This is a genomic window from Synergistales bacterium (assembly GCA_021736445.1).
Taxonomy (GTDB): Bacteria; Synergistota; Synergistia; order Synergistales; family Aminiphilaceae; genus JAIPGA01.
This window is the reverse complement of record JAIPGA010000002.1, coordinates 1-19,254: the sequence shown is the minus strand read 5'-3', so window position 1 is coordinate 19,254 and position 19,254 is coordinate 1. Positions and strand designations below refer to the sequence as shown.

Genomic DNA, 19,254 nt, shown 5'->3' with positions numbered 1-19,254 from the left:
GCGCCCCTACATTGTTGCTTCCTATTCACTGTCTTCGGTTCTTCGGCCCGGCTCGCCGACATCCATACAGCTGTACCGGGCACAGCCTGAACTACTCTTCTTTGAGGAGGGGAGCCACACCGGGGAGCATCCTGCCTTCAAAGAACTCCAGGCTCGCCCCTCCGCCTGTGGAAACATGAGAGACCTCGGCGGCATATCCGAACTGTGCCACCGCCGCTGCGCTGTCTCCTCCTCCAACCACAGTCATCGCACCTTGTTCTGTCGCTCCGGCCAGTGACGCGGCCACCGATCTCGTTCCCTCCGCAAAAGGAGGAAGCTCAAACACGCCCATTGGCCCGTTCCACAGCACCGTTTTGGAAGCAGCGATCACCTCCGAAAACGCCCGACTTGTCTCCGGACCGATATCGACACCCATCATGTCATCAGGAATAGCATCCGGGCGAACGGTAGTAACGTTGCTCGTTTCCTTGATCTCGCGGGTGCAGACAACATCCGACGGCAGGTGGAGCCGCACATTCTGCTGCGCTGCCCGGTCCAGAAGGTCCCTGGCGAGCTCCACGTAGTCCTCCTCGCAGAGGGATTGGCCTATCCCGTACCCCTGGGCCTTGAAGAAGGTAAACATCATACCGCCCCCCACAAGGATGGAATCCACCTTGCCGAGCATGTTCTCGATAACGCCGATCTTGTCGGATACCTTGGCGCCACCGAGGATGAGCGTATAGGGAGAGGCGGGGTTGTCGCGCACCTTCCCCAGGTAGGATATCTCACGCTCCATCAGCCGGCCTGCATAAGCGGGGAGGTACCTGGTAACACCCTCTGTGGATGCATGCGCTCTGTGCGCGGCACTGAAGGCGTCCATCACGCACAGGTCAAAGGGAGCCGCGAGTTCCCGCGCAAAGGAAGGATCGTTGGCTTCTTCTCCAGGGGAAAAACGCACGTTCTCAAGCAGAAGCAGCGTCCCAGGTTCCAGTTCCTTGAGCGCAGTCTCTACCTCCGTTCCCGATGTGGCAGGGCAAAACGTCACCTTCCACCCCATCTTCTCACGAAGATAGTCCGCTACCGGCTCCAGGGACAGGTCCTGACGCCGCTTCCCCTTTGGCCGTCCAAGATGGGACACCAGGGCGACCTTTGCTCCCTTTTCCAGCAGCTCGCCGATTGTCTGACGATGCGCCCGAATCCGGGTATCATCCGCAACCTGTCCTTTATCGTCAAGGGGAACATTGAAATCAACCCGCACCAGTATTGGTTTTCCCTTTATGTCCTCTGCGGGCATTGTGCGGAGGAACATCATCGGTCAAACCCCCTTTGAAACCATGTAATCGACAAAATCATTGATCCGGCAGCTGTACCCCCATTCGTTGTCATACCAGCCGAGGACCTTGACGAGATTGCCGATCACCATGGTGTGCTGGGGGATAAAGATGGCCGAATGGCTGTCCCCCACAAAATCAGCCGACACAAGATCCTCCTCTTCATAGGCGAGGATACCCCGCAAGGGTCCTTCGGCCGCTGCTTTCATCGCGGCGTTGACGGCGTCTCTGTCGGTATCACGGCTCACCTCGACGGAAAGGTCGACAATGGAGACATCCGGCGTCGGTACCCGCATCGCCATTCCGGTCATCTTCCCCTGCATCTCCGGCATGACCTTCCCGATCGCCTTGGCCGCCCCTGTTGTAGTGGGGATAATGGAAAGGGCCGCCGCTCTGCCACGGGTGTATTTGGAATGGGGGAAATCCAGAATCTTCTGGTCATTGGTGTAGGAGTGGGCTGTCGTCATGACTCCCTTCTCCACCCCGAAGCTGTCGTGCAGAACCTTGACTAACGGGGCGAGGCAGTTCGTTGTGCAGGAAGCATTGGAGACAATCCTGTGCTGACTCGGATCGTAGTGCTCCTCGTTGACGCCGAGCACGACGGTCAGATCCTCCTGTTTGGCCGGAGCCGAAATAAGGACCTTCTTCGCGCCGGCATCGAGATGTGCCTTCGCTTTGTCGGCCTCCACAAAACGGCCTGTGGACTCCACAACGATGTCAACCCCCATCTCCTTCCACGGAAGCTTGGAGGGATCGGGTTCGGCCAGCACCTTGACGCGCTTCCCGTTGATGACCATCTCGTCGCCGCTACTCTCTACGCTTCCGCCAAAACGGCGATGCACGGAGTCGTATTTGAACAGGTAGGTCAGATTGTCCGGTGAGGTCAAGTCGTTGATGGCGACAACCTCGAAATTTCTCCCTTCCGGCGAACCTTCCTCGAAAAACGAACGCAGCGTCAGACGTCCTATTCTCCCAAATCCATTAATGGCGACCCTTGTCTTTTCCATGTTTCCTTCCCCCTTTCAAAATACGCAACTCGCGATTAGCGTTACTCCTTGCGATACTGATTCGTTTTTGGGGCACCCTCTGCGCCGGCCTCCGGCGCAGGATCTTCAAAGGTGTCCCCCAACATGAGCTCTGCATATTGACGTATCTTGTTCCATCGGTATTCCACGGTGCTCTTACTGACAGGTTGTGACAACTGCTGCCCCAGCTCCTTGAGGGAAATGCTCGGGTACTGTCTCCTGAGTTCCACCAGCTCCCGCAATTTCGGCGCAAGTTCTCCAAGCCCCACCCGCTCTTCCAGCGCATTGATCAGAGCGATCTGTCTGTACGCGGTCTCCAGTGACTTCCTGATATTCGCAGCGTCGCAGTTCACCTGTTTGTTGGCATGGTCACGGAGTGCACGCATTCTCCCCTTTTCCTGTAAGGCCTGTGCTGTGTATGGAAGATGCATACTCTCCAAAAACATAACAATGGTTTTCTTGTTACGCAAGAGGTATTCGGTGACGGTCCCCCGTCTTCGGAACCCCACGGTCACACCGAGCCTCTGCAGCACTCTCGCCAGTATCTGTTCCTCGTTCTTCTGCTTTTCGACACGGAAGAGGAGATAGTACCCCGATTTGGGAATATAGAACGCTCCTGTGGTTCCCCATACACCCCGTATCCAGGCCCAGCTGCCGGAAGCGCTCCTCTGTGGCGGAGCACGGAGCTGCGAAAACAGCTCTCCCGGGACGCGGAGCCCCACCTTCCCCCGCCGTTTCTGGGGAATCACCAGCAGCGAACCAAGCTCGTACTGCCCGGCAAACTGGGAATTCGGCCATAGTTTGCGAAGACGCCGAAAAATGCGCAACCGCCCTCCGGACAACAGGAATGTCTCCTCCTCCATCCGTGGCGCGGCGAACCCCCACAGGATTCCCCGGATCTCCTCGTTCACACAGGCACTGCCGCCGGGTGTCGGCCCCGAAAGCCACTCCTCCCAGAGGGTGTCGACCAATCTTTCCATGCCTACCTACTCCTGCGCTTCACGGGCGATGCGGATCAGCGTTTCCGCCAATCTGTATCCATGATGGCGAACAACAAGCTCATCGGCCATCTGCAGAAAGTCGCCGGATATGACCTGGACATGTCGTTCGCTGGTCAGATAGTCCCGTTCTCTTTCGTCGATCCGAAGCGGCGTAGCACCGGCTTCTTCGTAATGATCCCGTATCTCCGGCGGAACAGCGGTTTCATTGAGCACCATGTGCGTGGGAGGCTGCCCCAAAACGTGTTCCACCCAGTCCAGGTGGTCAATGAGCGAAAATCCTTCCGTCTCTCCCGGTTGGGTCATGAGGTTGGCCACATAGACAATCGGCACCCTGGTGATATGCAGCATAGCGGCTACTTCGGAGATCAACAGGTTCGGAAGGACACTCGTGAACAGACTTCCCGGCCCCAACACGAGCATCTCGGCGTCCTTGACGGCATCAAGGACATCCTTTACCGGGGCTGCGCCCCTCGGCTCAAGCCATATATCCTGGAGCTCCCTCCCGTGCCGGGAAACCTCCAGCTCCCCACGAACCAGCCGTCCTTCCGTGGTTCTCCCGTGGAGGACCACGGATTCCGTCGTCAGCGGGAGGACCTGCCCCCGTATCGCAAGGAGCGAATTCATCTCCTCTACAGCCAGACGGAAATCACCTGTCAGCTCCGTCGCCGCCAGCAGAAGGAGATTCCCGAGGCTGTGCCCTGACAGATCCCCTTTATCAAAACGGAAATTCAGCAGCCGATTGAGTGCGCTGTCATCCTCGGCAAGGGCGACGATACAGTTCCGCACATCACCTGGAGGGAGAACACCCCATTCCTTCCGCAGCCTTCCCGAACTGCCTCCTTCGTCGGTGACGGTCACCACAGCGGAGATGTTTTTGGTAAACCCCTTCAATCCCTTAAGAAGGGTTGAGAGACCGGTCCCCCCTCCGAAGGCCACGATCTTCGGCCCCATCGCAAGGCGTATACTCACGGCATTGTGGATGGTTTCCCCTCGGGTCGGCGTCCGCCTTTCCCTGATACGGTGTCCGAGCAGCGTCGCCAACGACAGAAGGGTTCCTCCGGTGATCACACCGAGGACAAAATCCTCCCAAGAAGGCATATCTCGTAATCCCCTTTATATGAAGACCCCTTATGTACCTGTGATGCCTGCCGATGCTTCCCTCAATGTCCGCAGTCCTCTGTCCAGCCCCCTATTGTCTCGATCCCGTGGCGCAACGCAGGAGCTACGGCATCGAAACACTCCAGGGCTCCTCGTTTGCTGCCCGGAAGGGAAACCACAAGCGTTGGCCCCACGGTGACGGCGACACCGCGGGAGAGGATGGAATGCATTGTTGAAAACGTCCCTTTCCAGCGCATGTATTCACCTATTCCGGGAATAACCCTCTCCCCCATCTGGGAGAGAACATCAGGGGTAATGTCCCTGTCGGAAAGGCCGGTACCCCCCGTTATCAGTATCAAATGGAGGGCATCCTTCTCGGTCCACCCCCGCAGTGCATCGGTGATCGCGTTTTTCTCATCGGGGACAATCCTCTGGGCTTCCACAGAACAGCCTATTGTTCTCGCTCGCTGCGCAAGCGCCGGCCCCGAGGTGTCCTGCCGTTCACCTCTGCTTCCCCTGTCACTGACGGTAAGGATCCCAGTCCGCAATGGAGCGACAGCGGAAACCCTCTGTGATAGCGTGAGGAAGGCCTGTTGCACTACTTCAAGAGGGACCGCCCCGTTCACAGGTGAGCCCACGGAAAGAACGCACCCATCATCTTCGGTCGCGAGAAACCGTCCCGGTTGTAATTGCTCGAAATCCTCGACAGTGACGAGAAGAGCGTCCTGTTCCGCATCCCCCACCGCCTGTATGTCGCGGCCCGGGGGAACGGCCCATATCGTCTTGGGGATGCCATTCACCATTGGGGACCCATCTTCATTACTGTGAACAAACATGACGAAGGCATCACATATATCAGGGTAGTGAAGCAAACGAAGTATGCGTGCCATGGCTACACAGCTCCTTCCGGTCTCTCCTCCATCAGGTAGGAACCGCTCTTACCCCCCGATTTACGAACCAGTCGTATCGGACCAATTGTCATCCCTTTGTCGATGCCTTTGCACATATCGTATATCGTCAAGGCAGCCACGGATACGCCGGTCAACGCTTCCATTTCAACCCCCGTGACCTCTCTGGCGGCAACGGTACAGGAGATATGAACAACTCGTCTGTCCCGATCAAGCGTGCAGTGAAGCTGCACCGAGTTCAAATTGATGTTATGACAGAGCGGAACGAGCTCGGGCGTCCTCTTTGCCCCCATGATTCCGGCCGTCTCTGCAATCGTCAGCACATCGCCTTTTTCCGCGGTCCTGTCCAGCAAGGCCTGCATGATGGCTTCGGTGAGCGAGACATACCCTTCCGCCTCCGCGGTCCGGTCTGTGGTCGATTTCCCGCCCACATCGACCATTTGAGGGCTACCTTCCGTATCAATATGAGTTAACGACAAAATGTCTATCCCCCAATTCGTGACATATGGCTGTTGTTCCGCTCTCCGGCGGATTCCCGCCAATCAATCGGTTTCTCCTTGACTGCGCTTTCGATACGGCGTCTGACTGCCTGATGGTCTCCCTTTCGCAGCAGCTCCCGCAATGGAGCGCCGGTTTCGCTAAAGAGACAGGTTCTGAGCTCCCCGGTGGCCGTCAGGCGGAGTCGATTACAGGTGGCACAGAAGTGGTGGGACACCGCCGCGATGATCCCGAGCCTCTGGCCAGTTCGGCTGTTTTGGTAATACACCGCCGGTCCCGCCGTCTTGTCCTTTCCGGGAAGCCGTTTCCACTGATCCTGTTGAGGAAGACGAGTAAAGATTTCATCACTGGAAATAAACCGTTCTCGATTCCATACGGATTCGTCAAGAGGCATGAACTCGATCAGACGCAGAACGGCACGGTGTTCCGAAGCGAAGTCAATCAGATCCTCAACCTCACCATCGTTGAACCCCCGGATCAGGACTGTGTTGAGCTTGAGGGGGATATCGGCATGGTGTGCCAGAGCGTCGATGCCACGCCTCACATTCTCCAGTCGGCCGATGCGTGTCATATGGTGGAACCTTTCGGGGTCCAGCGTGTCCATGCTGACGTTGATCCCCGCCAAGCTGGACTGGCGGATCTCCCGGATATGTGGCTCAATCAGGGAACCGTTGGTTGTCAGCACCACCTTCATCCGGGGCAGACAATCATGGAGGGTCTTGATAAAGGAGAAAAGGCCCTTCCTGACAAGGGGCTCTCCGCCGGTGAGCCGGATCTTTCTGATTCCCATTTCCCAAAAAATAGAGAAGAGAGAAAGCAGCTCCTCGTAGCTGAGAATCTCATCGTGGGCGATCCATGGAATGCCCTCTTCCGGCATACAGTACCGGCAACGGAAGTTACAACGATCCGTAACGGAGACCCGCATGTAGTTCAGCTGTCTACCATGGGTATCTATCAGCTCGGCCATCGGTAGCCTCCCATCTCTTCGATCTCCTTCCTCCAATCCTGTTCCTGTTCTATGGTCTCCAGGAGGGCCTGAATCGGAACCGTCTGGATATAGCGATCGGGGATCACCAGTTCATAGGGCTCTTCACGGATCGGGATGAACGCCAATCCAAAGGCATCGGCGGCTGCCTTGATACCCAGCGTCACATCGGCAGTCCCCGCCGCTACCTTGGCAGCTGCATCAAGATGGGTCAAACTCTGGTTCTCATACCCCGGAATGCCGGCAGGCGGGATACCCTCTTCCTCCAGCATGGTGTCCAGCAAGACACGGGTCCCCGCCCCGGGCTGCCGGTTGACAAAACGCAGCTGCTCTTCGGCGAGGGTGCCTATCCCCTGTACGCTCCCCGCCATAGAAGGTTTCACAATCAGGCCCTGTTGCCGGTAGTAGACAATCCGTCGATGCCACTTCGAATCGGCAAGACGTCTGATGTAGGATTCGTTGTAGATCCCGGTTTCCGGGTCAAGGAGATGGCTGGCAGACAGGTGCGCTTCGCCTCTCCGAAGCGCCGTAAGCCCTCCAAGGCTGCCTGTATTCCTGATGAGCAGCTGGCTGCCGTGCTTCCGTGCATAGGGGATACTGCGTTCCAGGCCGGGATCGTTCGATCCCTGGAGCAGTATCCGCTGGTCCCACTCGACGGTCCGCCGGAACCAAACGGTAACCCTCCAGTCCTTTGGTGCATCCAGCAATTCGGATGGCAGCAATACAAGCCCATCAGCCTCTGCCAGAGACCAGAGGACACTCGAACCGGAGGGGAGAGGCCAGACATATCTCCTGCCTTCGATATCAACCCCCTTGACCCGAAGCCACTCCTGCTGGCCCTGTACCGAGGCATGAGGCATGAGAAGGCGGCATTCCTGCTTGTCTACCGTGCCCACTGCCTGTTCCAGCATTCGATCGCCACTTTCGGGAAAGGTGCCGTCTCGAAGGAAAGAGAGGATCGGATAGAGCACCGACCAGGCAACCACAGCCGTGGACATGGGAAAGCCCGGGAGGGAAACAACCGGTTTGCCTTCTGCGATTCCTACCATTGCCGGTCGGCCCGGACGCATCAAAAGCCCCCGGAACAGCACCTCACCCAGTTCGCAGAGGACCTCATAGGAGTGGTCGCGATCCCCCTTTGCTGTCCCCCCCGACAAAAGCAGCACATCACAATGCGGCAACGCCTGACGTATGGCATTCCGCAACGCTTCGGGCTCGTCGGGCACCAACGCTCTCTTAAAAAAGGGGAATCCCCACTGCCGCAGGAAACCGTGGAGCAGCGTGGAGTTGGATTCCACAACCTGCCCGGCCTTCCCTGTGCCCCGAAACCACTCCTCCTGGGAGAGGATTTCATCACCTGTGGGGATAAAGTGGACAGACGGCGGAGCATATGCGGGAAGCTGTTCCAGTCCCGCCGCTACGCAGAGCGAGGCCAGGGCGGGAGAGACCGGGTCGCCGGCACACCCCACAAGCTGTCCTTTCATGACATCCTCGCCTACAGCCCGCACATTCTGCCCCAGCTGTACAGCACGAGAGACCTGGAGCGTGCCCGTCTCTCTGTCCAGAGAGGTGTCCTCAACCATCACCACGGCGTCCCAGGGCGCGGGGACATGATTCCCGGTGTTAACCCACTGGAACTGCCCCTGTTCAAACGTTACGGGTGTCGCTGCAGAAGCCTTGCGGGAATCCTGAGCCCGGAGCGCATATCCATCTACGGCCGACGCGTTGAAATGAGGCACATTCCGCCTGGAGTAGAGGCTCCCGGCAAGGTGGCCGCCCAACGCCTGATCAGGCTGCAGAAATTTGACGGGCCGTTCCACAGAGCCCGCCAGTTTCTCGCGAAGGATCCTCCAGCATTCTGCAAGCGACACATTCTTTTGTACTACCATTCGAAAACCTCCACCATCTCACCTTGCCGTTTCGTTTCCTCGTTTTCAGCAAGACGGATAAAACCGCCACATCGCTGGAGCACGCCGATATACCCCGATTTCGATGGCTCCGGGACGACATCACCTGAGGGCCCATAGGAACAGGGGACAAACTCCTCCACTCCGGTTTGCCCCGCGAGGTCACGGGCCAGCGCACCCCGTTTCACCTTCCAATAGTCCCGTGCCCCGCTCCACCCCAGGCTCGAGAAGAGAACAGGGACAACCACAAAAAGGCTTACGGCAACACAGGAGAGGGGGTGTCCGGGAAGACCCGCCACCAGCCTTCGCTCCCCTTTGTTCCCACCAAGGAGGGTGGGTTTGCCGGGGCTCATGTTGACCCCCTGAACCACCAGTCCGGGATGACCGAGATGAGCAAAAAGATCCTCCGTATAGTCCCGGACACTGACAGAGGAGCCCCCGCTCACCAAAACAACATCGCTTTCCTCATAGGCCTTTGCGAAAAGCGCTTCGATCCGCTGCGGGTCATCGGGGGCGATACCATAACGGGACACGGAACAGCCCAACTCCGTGAACAGCGCCATCAACATCCAGGCGTTGACATCCCGGAAGGTCCCCGGCGGGAGGGGGTCCGTCTCGGCCGGAACGATCTCGTCCCCGGTGCTGATAATGCCGATCCGCGGACGCAAACAGGGGACCTTGGTCACACCCAGGCTCGACAGTAGGCCACTGTTCGTAAAGGAGATCCTCGACCCTCTGGGGACAACGATGTCGCCCTTGTCGATCTCTTCGCCCTTCTGGATCACATTCTCCCCAGCCTGGATACTCTTGCGGATTTCGATCAGCTCATCGGTCCTCTCCGTATCCTCAAGCATGACCACGGCATCGTACCCATCGGGGAGGACACCTCCCGTATGGATTTCCTGTGCACAAAAGGCGGAACCCTTTTGCTCGGGCAGTCCGCCCATAGGCACGCTGCCGTTATAATGCAGGAATGCAGGGAGGGCGGCAGACGCACCACTCACATCACGGCTGCGGACGGCATAGCCGTCACGGAGACTCCTCGTAAAGGGAGGAATCTCCGAAGATGCGGCGACATCCGTAGCGATGATGCGTCCGATCGCCTGTTCAACTGGGGTCGTGGAATAGGGGAACTCCCAAGGAAAGCCCAGTGCCGCGGAAAGGGCCGCAGGCACCTCATTGCGGGGAAGTAACGTACGTGCTTTGCTCTTGTTCATGGATCTCCCTTCAAGACTGTCGCGCACTCTATTGAACCACACCTTGCCCTGATGCTGCCGATCTGCTGCAAGCGCACAGCTGCCGCACTGTTGAAGCTTTCGGGGGAATGCTTCGTTTGCCCACGCTCACTGCAACCGGACAATCAGTGTCGGATATCCCAACTCCTGCAGTCTTGTTTCGATCTGCCTGGATTCTTCTCTCGAATCACCGGCAACGACCCTGACTCGATAGTACTGTGTTCCGTTAACCACAGCGCTCATGATGCGTGTGCTGAAGCCTTCGCTACGCGCCTCCCGAGCGACATTCTTCGCCTGTTCGTTGGTCTTGAAGGCCCCGATCTGGACACCCCAGGTGCCGTTTTGCGGTGTCGATCCCTGGTCTTCCTGGGTGGCATCCGCCGCTCCCTGGTCGCCGGTGGAACCTCCCGTGCCGCCGCCGGCTCCAGCATCCGGTTCATCGCCCACAGGCACCGCAACGATGTCGTCTCCGCCGTCGGTGTCGTGCTCGGTCTGTCCGTTCGCCGGGGCGCCCGCGTCGTCCCCGCCGCTCTGCGATGGACCTTGTGATTCCTCTTCCATCGTCACAGCCGGCGTGGCCGTTACATCCTGCCCGCTGCCGGCCGTCGTTTGCTGTTGTGTTCCGGGGCTATGATCCGGCCCGCCATCACTCGAAGTGGGTAGGAAAAAGAGCTTCACACCCACAATAAGCAGGCCTATTGCAACGATGCCGACAATCGGCAGCATAAGCTGTCCAAAGGCGAACATCGGCCGCTTCATCTTATACCGTCTACTTCTTCGGCTGTTCATCTAGTCACCCCCACTCACACTCCGAAATGCCTGAGGGATACTGCTGCCCGAGTGGTCATGGCCGTTCCCAAAAAGCAAAGCGCGACATCGGCATCCATACTAACTACTTGTCGTTTTCCTTGTTCCGTCTCCGGACAACGGAAGGGATATCCAATGGGCTCTCCGGATTATTGGGGATATGAAAGAGGTCGTCTTCAGTGGTGTGGACCTCGGATTCCTCAAGCTCCATCCTGCCTCTTTGCCTACCGCGGCTCGGACTTCTCGACTCTGTCTGCACCAGCGAAAAACCGGTTGCGATCACCGTTATCTTGATCGAATCGTCCATTGAGGTATCGAGGGTATGTCCCCAGATGATCGTGGCGTCCTCGTCAGCGGCCTCGGTAATGATCTGCGCCGCTTCCTGGATTTCCATAATGCCCATATCCGGGCCGCCGGTAACGTTAAAGAGCACACCCTTCGCCCCGTTCATGGGGCACTCCATAAGCGGACTGTTGATCGATGTCTTTGCGGCAGTCGCCGCCCGACCTTCTCCATGACCTTCCCCAATGCCCATAATGGCGGATCCCGCATTGCTCATGACGGTCCGCACATCGGCAAAGTCCACGTTGACCAGCCCCGGACGAAGGATAAGATCCGTCACGCCCTGTACGGCCTGACGCAACACCTCGTCGGCAAGCTTGAAGGCATCGTAGAGCGGCGTGTTCTTATCGGCGATCTGGAGCAATCGGTCATTGGGAATCACGATAAGGGCGTCGACCTTATCGGTGAGATTCTGTATGCCTTCGTTGGCCTGGTTCGCCCGTTTCTTGCCTTCAAAGGAAAAGGGCCTCGTCACGACAGCGACCACCAGCGCCCCCGATTCTTTTGCCGTCTCCGCCAGGACAGGGGTCGCACCAGTGCCTGTTCCCCCACCCATGCCTGCCGTGAGAAATACCATATCCGATCCCTGCAGCGCCTGCTTCAGGTCCTCACTGGACTCCTTTGCAGCATTGAATCCGATCTGTGGGTCCGCACCGGCCCCCAGACCTCGAGTCAGTTCCGTACCAAGGGCTACCTTGGTATCCGCCTCCGAGCGTTCAAGGTGAGCGATATCGGTATTGGCAGCGATAAACTCCACACCTGTAATCCCACTCCTGATGATATGGTTCAGTGCATTGTTGCCGCCACCACCCACACCGACAACCTTTATCCGTTCCCGGTACTGCCGGTGCATGCGGTCAATCTCAAAAACGTCCCCTTGTCTGTTCATCGCCGAACTCCTCCAGTGCGAGCCGTTTGCCTCGCTAAAAAAGCTCCTTTAGGGTTTTTTTTAGTGAATCCACAAGACTCCCCACAGAGACCTTCGTCGCCGAAGAGGACCTCACACTCTTACGTTTCTTTCTCGTCGTTCTCGATACATCGACGTACTCGCTCCGGCCCAGATCTTCACGGGGTGGTTCGATATATTTGAATGGATTGCGCTCTTTTTCGACAATATACCGGATGATACCGGCAGCGGCGCTGTATTCCACCCCATTCCGCTGCGGAGGCATCCGCTGGATATCGAGAGGAGGAGCAACCCTGGCAGGCATATCCAAAAGCTCGGAGACCAGGTGCTCGATTCCGCTCATTCGGGCGACACCACCGGTTAAGATAACGCCTCCGGGCAACAAGGGGATCTTTGCCGTCTGCAGTTCTTTGCTCACAAGGGTCCCGAAGAGCTCTTCAAGTCTGCAGGTAATGACATCAACAACCTCACGAACCGTGCAGGTGCACTGCTTTCCCCGTGTTTCGAACTCAAGGATATCCGAGAGACTCTCCTCTGCTTCATCAAGAGAAACCTCTTTTTTGAGTGCTTCGGCTTTACCGATGGGAATGCGAAGCACAGCTGCAAGATCATTGGTAATGTGATCCCCGCCCACCGGGATCACGGAAAGACGTTTTGGCTTTCCGTCGGCATAGACCGCCACACTGGTCGCACCGCCGCCAACGTCAATGATGACTGCGCCGACCGAGACATCCTCGGAGGTCAGGACCCCAAGGGCACTGGCCAGAGGTTTGATAATCAAACCACGGACCTGAATGCCCGCCCGTTCGATACAGGTGATGACATTCTGTACCACCGCTGTGGACAGGATGAGCGATTGCAGCTCTATCTCCAACCGAACGCCCGTCATTCCCAATGGATCGTCTATACCGCTGTTACCGTCAATAGAGTATTCAACCGGAATGGTGTGCAGGACACAGAGATTGGAAGCCACATTCACTTCGGTTTGGGCCGCCTCGATAACGCGCTCGATGTCCTCGACGGTAATCTGGCGCGGCACGCGCCCCAGGGACACCATACCCCGGGAGGTGACGCTCTTCACCCCACTCCCGCCGAAGGCAACCGTGGCTTCATCGAGGGGCAAGCCGACCATCTGCCTGGCATCATCAAGAGCTTGTTCCACGGAACGAACAGCTTGCTCGAGATTGACGATCAGACCCTTCCGTATCCCCATGGAACGGGCCTGGCCAACACCAATAATCAGTGCCTCTCCGCTCTGTTCGTCACGCTCGGCAACAACGACTACAACCTTACTTGCTCCAATATCCAGACCAACAAGGAGCTCAGGTTCAGTAACCACTATTCATTCGCTCCTTTCCCTCTGCCAGGCATGTTCTGCATCGTAGCCACCCCTTAGCGCGTAAACTGCGGAACCGCTGCACTCACTCATACAGTTGGCGGAGAACAATGCGGTCTTTGTAGGTGGCATCAAGGAGAAATTTCCCTTCCTCTGCCTCTATCCGACGAACGATTGAATCGATAGCCCTCGCGGTCTGCTCCCAGCTTTGAGGCACATCCTTGAGGATAACAGTAACGCGATTTCCTTCAAGGGGCAGCGTGATCCGCACCACTGCTTCGCCTGTCTTCCTGCTTAACGTCCAGGATTGCATCGACTGGAGCCAGTGCAGCTCTTGCAGGGTTTGCATGTACCTGTTCACCCTCTTTGCGGCAAAACGGGACATGTACACCTGATCGCGAGAGATCGTCTCAATCGGTAGCTGTCTCTCTATTTCCCAATGCAAGACGGGAATGCTGTCGGCATCCTCCGTATCTATCAGCGCATTCCATGGATGTTCCATCGCCCAGAGGTGCCCTTCCGTTCCAAGATACCAGCTCTTCTCCTTATATTGTATCGCAATGATGGGTCTGTGCGGCTCCATGGTACACACCGGATGCAGAGACCATCTCCCGGAAAAGGTGCATCGGATCGGGAACCGTGCCGAGAGCTTCTCTGCGAGAGAGTGCGAAACAAAACCGAACAGAAGTCCGAACCGTTCAACCTCCGGCGGGAGGCCTTCCCAGATTGCGGTTGCCGGGAACCGCTCGGAAGGCTGCATTTCGATAGTACGGAGACGCAGGAACTGTGCGTGTTCCTCCAGATGATACAGACATCCCAACAAGATGGCACCAAGCAGAAGAACGCCGCTACGCCGGACACCCATCACCACATTCCCCGAGCAGTTGAACCTCCAGGCCTACATCAATATGCTTCTCCGCACGAAGCCGCCGTTGGCATATGCCGATGAGTTCCAGGATATCCTTCGAGGCGGCATTCTCTATATTTTCGATAAAATTGCAGTGTGACGGCGAGACCCTGGCTCCGCCGATCCGCAATCCCTTGCATCCACACTCCTCGAGCAACCTTCCCGCACTCATTCCATCAGGATTTTTAAACACACAGCCTGCCGTTTTCCTGCCCTGGGGTTGCCGGGACCGATCCTTCAGGCACTCCCGGATCCTCCTGCGCACCGTAGCCGGGACAGACGGTTCAAGCTCGAGGGCAACCCTGTAGACAAACCCCCTGAGGGAGCAGTGTCGGTAGCTCCAGGCAAACTCTTCGTTGGAATAGCGACGGACTGCTTCGTCGCTCTCAATCACGTCTACCCATCGTAGTCGTTGGCAGATGCTCTGCATCTTCGTTCCGGAATTGCAAAAGACCGCGCCTCCCAGTGAGCCCGGGATTCCCGCCATGAATTCCAACCCGGTCCATCCTTCGGCGCTGCATCGAGCCAGGAGTCGATGAAGGGGCACACCGCTTTCTGCGATAAGTGTTACGCACGCGCCTCTCTCTTCCACCCACTGTTGCTGCAGATTCGCCGTGTGCAGGAGCACGCCGGGCAGCCCCCTGTCCGGCACAAGCACATTACTTCCGCCCCCCAGGGCCCATATGGGGAACCCATACCGATTGCGAAGACGGTACAGCGCAACGATATCCTCTATCAACGCGGGGGAGACAAAGGCCTCCACCGGTCCTCCTGTCCCCCAGGTCGTATGGTGATGCAGGGGAACATGCCGCCTGCACTGGCATGTCAGTTCTTCCTCAAGCGCTGACAACCAGGGCATTGGACACTTCCTCCCGACGGAGGACGTCAAAGAGGCGTTCACCAACCATGTTGATATCTCCCGCTCCAAGCGTCAAAACAAGGTCACCCGGGAGCAGGGCACGGCGGATCGCCTGGACGGCATCGTCCTTGTCCCGGAGGAGTTGGCTATGCTCACCCCTGTTGGTCATCTCGTCCACAATCATACCCGACGTGACACCCTCTCGCGCCTTCTCGTCCGCTGCAAAAATGGGAAGCAGATACGTTTTGTGTGAGAGTGACAGCACCTTGGCGAAATCACGGTACATTGCGACGGTCCTCGTATACCGATGAGGCTGAAAGATCGTGAGCAGCCTCCGATCGGGAAATATGTTCCTGACAGCGTCGATGGTGGCGCGGATTTCCCGTGGGTGGTGTCCATAGTCGTCATAGATAGTGACACCCCCGACAGAGCCGACCAGCTGGAGGCGCCGCTTCGCTCCACGGAAAAGGCGCAGGGCCTTCCGGCAGGTCTCAAAGGGAACACCCACCATCTGTGCCACCGCACAGGCCGCCAGAGCATTGAGCGCGTTGTGCTCCCCGGATATACCCAGACGCAGGGTCCCCATCGGTTTCCCCCTCTGAAAGACCGAGAAGACAATCCCGCCGCCGGGGACATGCTGGAGATCCGTGGCGCCCCAATGCCATCCCCTGCCCCACCCATAGGTGACCAGCTGGTGGGAAGGCAGTCTCGTCATCATATCCGCCGCACCGAGATCCTCGGCGCACATCACGTAGGAGCAGTCACGTTTTGCTTTGCCCAGAAATTCGGAAAAGGCCCTGTGCATACTCGCCATGTCGGGATACTGGTCGACATGGTCCCAGTCGATATTGGTCACCACCGCGATGGAGGACTCGAACAACGTGAAGGAACCATCACTTTCGTCCAGTTCAGCCACCATATGTTCACCGGAACCAAGCTTCGCATTGCCTCCGATATCGCACAGCTCGCCACCGATAGCAGCCGTGGGCTCGTAGTCGGCCATCTCCAGAATCAGCGCTATCATGGAAGATGTGGTGGTCTTCCCGTGTGTTCCGGCGATACCGATACCCTTTCTGTTATTGAAGAGCCAGCTCAGGACCTCCGCCCGGCTGGCTATGGGTATACGGCGGTCCCGGGCCGCCCGAAGCTCCTCATTCGAAGCGGCAATGGCACTGCTGTATACGAGCAACTCCGGGGAAAATTGTTCCAAATGACCGACATCGTGACCAATCGCCACCGGGATTCCCCGTTGCCTCACCTTCTCCTGGTAGGGAGTGCTGAGCACATCACATCCCGACACCTCACACCCTATTTCATCGAGAAGGACCGCTAGGCCGCTCATGCCAGCTCCTCCGATACCCATCAGGTGAACACGGTGCGTATTCTCAAATATGGAATTATCGACCAAGCGGGCCATCCCCTTTCATGCTTTCACTACCCAATAAATAATTACACAATGCTAGATTTACGCTCTCTTCAAAAAAATCAGCGCGCCCCTCGTCACACAGCTGTTCCAATCCGGCATGCTCCCGGTACAGGAAAAGAAGCCGCTCTTCGAGCTCATCATCAGACATGCTTTCGTACCAGAGTGCTCCCTTTCCACACGCCAAAAAAGCCCGGGCGTTTGCGTCCTGATGACTGTCGGTCGCAGCGAGCCATGGCACCACCACTGCAGGCATATTCCATGCCGCCATTTCGGAAAGCGTTGATGCGCCCCCTCTGACAACAGCAATGTCCGCCACACTCAAGAGAGGATTGATATCCCACTGCAGCGGCAGATGGTATATCTGCTCAGACGGTGCTTCCCGCCGCCCCTTGGCACCCACAAGGAGGAATCGCCAGCCCCGCAGAGATCTTCGCCTGCTGAGCCGCGACAAACGCTCTTCAAGCGATGCGCTACCCAATGACCCTCCCATGACAACAACAATGGGCCCATCGGGACAGGGTGCCTCGGGAACCAGTGTATGCCAAGCGATTTGCTTGCGCAATCTCTCCGGCCGGCGGACCGGCACCCCAACGTACCGGTACGTCCCAACAGGCAAGGGTTCACATCGGGGCCATCCTGATGCAATCGACATGCCGAGTCGTCGCGCCAATCGTGTTGCCTTTCCGGCCCTGGCATTCTGCTCGTGCAGAACCGTCCTGGATCCCGCAAAACAGAGGTGGATCAAAAACGGCACGGAGAGATAGCCGCCGAACAGGAGCACCCGGTGCGGGCGAAGGGATCGCAGAATGCGTCTCGCCTGAACAAGGCTCTGCAGGACCGCCTTCCACCGACGGAGAGACCGGATGCCCGAAACCCCCAGCGGCGACCCTTCAATGTCGAGTCGCACCGGATCTATGCCGGCCTCGGCAAGAATCGCATACTCCAGAGGCCTCGAACCGGTCACAAGGCATGTCGTCCACTCGGTATTAGCGTCAATCCATCTTTTGAATGCGATCGCAGGCCAGAGATGCCCTCCCGTTCCACCTGCGACAAGCAACAGTGTGGACACCGCTTATCGCGACTCCAGCGTCGCATACCTTGTCAGTCTTACGATGATTCCAACCTTCATCCACGCCATCACCATTGCACTGCCTCCATAGCTCAAAAACGGTAGAACCACACCGGTTAATGGAAGCAATTTCAGTTCTCCCCCTATGTTGACTATCACCGGCAGCACCACCGAAAGTGTCGCTCCCCACAACAGCGTAGCAAGGAAAGGATCCCGGAGCCGACGTTCTTCCCTCCATATGGCAATGACCCAGACCGTGAACGCCGCCAGCACCCCCAGTGTCCCAACCAAACCGACCTCCTCCCCGAGCGTCGCAAAGATAAAGTCCGTGTGCGCCGCGGGGAGATAGGCCATCTTTTGAAGCCCCTTGCCGACCCCCTGCCCCCAGAGACCTCCACTGGCAAAGGCTATGAGGCCCTGGATGGCCTGAAACCCCGCATCCAGCGGATCCGACCATGGATCATAACAGGCAAGTATCCGGCGCAATCGGTAGCTCTTCATCATCACCAGCGGCGGTACCGCCGTCACCAGGACAACGAATGATCCCAAAAGAGGATAGAACCACCCGCGCCGGGCGGCGAAGACCCCCACGGTCAGGACGAACACAATCACGGCTCCCCCGAAATCCGGCTGCATCAGCAAAAGAAACGAGGAGGAAAGGGCTATCGCCATACAGCGAAGAAAGAGACGAAGCGTCGACACGTCTTCTTCATTCGCCTTTCTGGCCGCATGGAGGACCACCGCAAAGGAAAGAACCTCGGAGGTCTGCAGGGTTACGGGCCCAAGGGCAAGCCAGCGGGATGCACCCCCAGCATGCACACCCAGACCGGGAATAAGGGTAAGCCCCACAAGGATCAGCGCGCCCCCCCACATCAACCCGCTGCCTCGCCTCCAGAAGTTCACCGGCATAACATAGACAACGAGCATCATCACAAAGCCTGCAACGACCCAGCAGGCCTGCTTGTATCCCCAAACCAGCGCCTCGCCGGAGATTGTCAAGGAACTACCGCTCGTCGCGGACGCAACCATCAGGACGCTGAGCCCGCACAGGAGCAGTGGTATCACCCAGATTATGGATTGTACAGTGACCTTGTTTTCAGCCCGACCCCAACCCTTATTCATTGTTGTGCTGTATGAGCTATGCAAAGCCGCCGCTGGTTCGCCCGGAACGAACCCGTTCGCATACGAGCGCCTGGAAGTGGTCGCCCCGTTCTCCAAAATTGTGGTACATATCCCAACTGGTACAAGCCGGAGAAAGGAGAACCACGTCGCCCGGTCCCGATCTGCACAGAGCGGCCTCGACGGCCTCTTCCATGCTCGCTACGCTCACGTAGGACCTGTAACCCAAGGCATCGAGACTCCGGGCAATCCGGTACCGCTCTTCCCCCAGCAGGACAGCGAACCGCACCCGCTCCGCAACGGTTTCGGCCAACTCGGTGTAGTCCTCACCCTTTCCCTTGCCTCCGAGGAGCACGATCAGACCCTCCTCAAATGATCTGATCGCCGTCTTTGTAGCGGCCACATTTGTACCCTTGGAGTCGTCGATAAAGGTACAGCCGTTGACCTCACAGAAGGGTTGACATCTGTGCGCAAGCCCCTGAAAACCCTGGAGCAGGGGCCCCACATCTCGAGGA

18 protein-coding genes are annotated in these 19,254 nt (G+C 57.7%); all 18 read right to left on the bottom strand.

Annotated features, from left to right (window positions below; all coding sequences use genetic code 11):
- Positions 1–91: 91 nt before the first annotated feature.
- Positions 92–1,288 (bottom strand): phosphoglycerate kinase, encoded by a 1,197-nt coding sequence (locus K9L28_00550; GenBank protein ID MCF7934822.1) that lies wholly within the window; start codon positions 1,286–1,288, stop codon positions 92–94.
- A 6-nt stretch (positions 1,289–1,294) separates the two neighbouring features.
- Complete coding sequence (gene gap / locus K9L28_00545; GenBank protein ID MCF7934821.1) at positions 1,295–2,317, bottom strand: type I glyceraldehyde-3-phosphate dehydrogenase; 1,023 nt, start codon at positions 2,315–2,317, stop codon at positions 1,295–1,297.
- A 41-nt stretch (positions 2,318–2,358) separates the two neighbouring features.
- Positions 2,359–3,315, bottom strand: coding sequence for a DNA-binding protein WhiA (gene whiA, locus K9L28_00540; protein MCF7934820.1), 957 nt, complete (start codon positions 3,313–3,315; stop codon positions 2,359–2,361).
- A 6-nt stretch (positions 3,316–3,321) separates the two neighbouring features.
- Positions 3,322–4,434 (bottom strand): uridine diphosphate-N-acetylglucosamine-binding protein YvcK, encoded by a 1,113-nt coding sequence (gene yvcK / locus K9L28_00535; GenBank protein MCF7934819.1) that lies wholly within the window; start codon positions 4,432–4,434, stop codon positions 3,322–3,324.
- Positions 4,435–4,496: 62 nt separating this feature from the next.
- A complete protein-coding gene (locus tag K9L28_00530; protein ID MCF7934818.1) occupies positions 4,497–5,324 on the bottom strand; it encodes a MogA/MoaB family molybdenum cofactor biosynthesis protein in 828 nt (275 codons plus the stop codon).
- A 2-nt stretch (positions 5,325–5,326) separates the two neighbouring features.
- A complete protein-coding gene (moaC, locus tag K9L28_00525; GenBank protein ID MCF7934817.1) occupies positions 5,327–5,824 on the bottom strand; it encodes a cyclic pyranopterin monophosphate synthase MoaC in 498 nt (165 codons plus the stop codon).
- A 2-nt stretch (positions 5,825–5,826) separates the two neighbouring features.
- On the bottom strand, positions 5,827–6,807 hold the full coding sequence (gene moaA, locus K9L28_00520) for a GTP 3',8-cyclase MoaA (protein MCF7934816.1): 981 nt from the start codon (positions 6,805–6,807) through the stop codon (positions 5,827–5,829).
- Positions 6,795–8,714 (bottom strand): molybdopterin biosynthesis protein MoeA, encoded by a 1,920-nt coding sequence (locus tag K9L28_00515; protein ID MCF7934815.1) that lies wholly within the window; start codon positions 8,712–8,714, stop codon positions 6,795–6,797. The genes moaA and K9L28_00515 overlap by 13 nt, the downstream gene beginning before the upstream one ends.
- On the bottom strand, positions 8,708–9,949 hold the full coding sequence (locus K9L28_00510) for a molybdopterin molybdotransferase MoeA (GenBank protein ID MCF7934814.1): 1,242 nt from the start codon (positions 9,947–9,949) through the stop codon (positions 8,708–8,710). Before K9L28_00510 ends, K9L28_00515 begins: the two co-directional genes overlap by 7 nt.
- A gap of 126 nt (positions 9,950–10,075) precedes the next feature.
- Positions 10,076–10,726 (bottom strand): SPOR domain-containing protein, encoded by a 651-nt coding sequence (locus tag K9L28_00505; protein ID MCF7934813.1) that lies wholly within the window; start codon positions 10,724–10,726, stop codon positions 10,076–10,078.
- Between the two features lie 133 nt (positions 10,727–10,859).
- Positions 10,860–12,005, bottom strand: coding sequence for a cell division protein FtsZ (gene ftsZ / locus K9L28_00500; GenBank protein ID MCF7934812.1), 1,146 nt, complete (start codon positions 12,003–12,005; stop codon positions 10,860–10,862).
- Positions 12,006–12,039: 34 nt separating this feature from the next.
- Positions 12,040–13,362: a cell division protein FtsA gene (gene ftsA, locus K9L28_00495; protein MCF7934811.1), complete on the bottom strand. Its 1,323-nt coding sequence runs from the start codon at positions 13,360–13,362 to the stop codon at positions 12,040–12,042.
- An 82-nt stretch (positions 13,363–13,444) separates the two neighbouring features.
- A complete protein-coding gene (locus tag K9L28_00490; protein ID MCF7934810.1) occupies positions 13,445–14,224 on the bottom strand; it encodes a hypothetical protein in 780 nt (259 codons plus the stop codon).
- Entirely contained in the window at positions 14,208–15,125 is a 918-nt protein-coding gene (gene murB, locus K9L28_00485; protein MCF7934809.1) for a UDP-N-acetylmuramate dehydrogenase, read from the bottom strand. The genes K9L28_00490 and murB overlap by 17 nt, the downstream gene beginning before the upstream one ends.
- Positions 15,103–16,542, bottom strand: coding sequence for a UDP-N-acetylmuramate--L-alanine ligase (gene murC, locus K9L28_00480; protein MCF7934808.1), 1,440 nt, complete (start codon positions 16,540–16,542; stop codon positions 15,103–15,105). The genes murB and murC overlap by 23 nt, the downstream gene beginning before the upstream one ends.
- Positions 16,523–17,620, bottom strand: coding sequence for a UDP-N-acetylglucosamine--N-acetylmuramyl-(pentapeptide) pyrophosphoryl-undecaprenol N-acetylglucosamine transferase (locus tag K9L28_00475; GenBank protein MCF7934807.1), 1,098 nt, complete (start codon positions 17,618–17,620; stop codon positions 16,523–16,525). The genes murC and K9L28_00475 overlap by 20 nt, the downstream gene beginning before the upstream one ends.
- A gap of 3 nt (positions 17,621–17,623) precedes the next feature.
- Positions 17,624–18,742 carry a putative lipid II flippase FtsW gene (locus K9L28_00470; protein MCF7934806.1) on the bottom strand — a complete coding sequence of 373 codons (1,119 nt, stop codon included), beginning with the start codon at positions 18,740–18,742 and terminating at the stop codon, positions 17,624–17,626.
- Positions 18,743–18,758: 16 nt separating this feature from the next.
- Positions 18,759–19,254 (bottom strand): UDP-N-acetylmuramoyl-L-alanine--D-glutamate ligase (locus K9L28_00465; protein ID MCF7934805.1); only part of this gene is annotated, 496 nt, incomplete at its 5' end.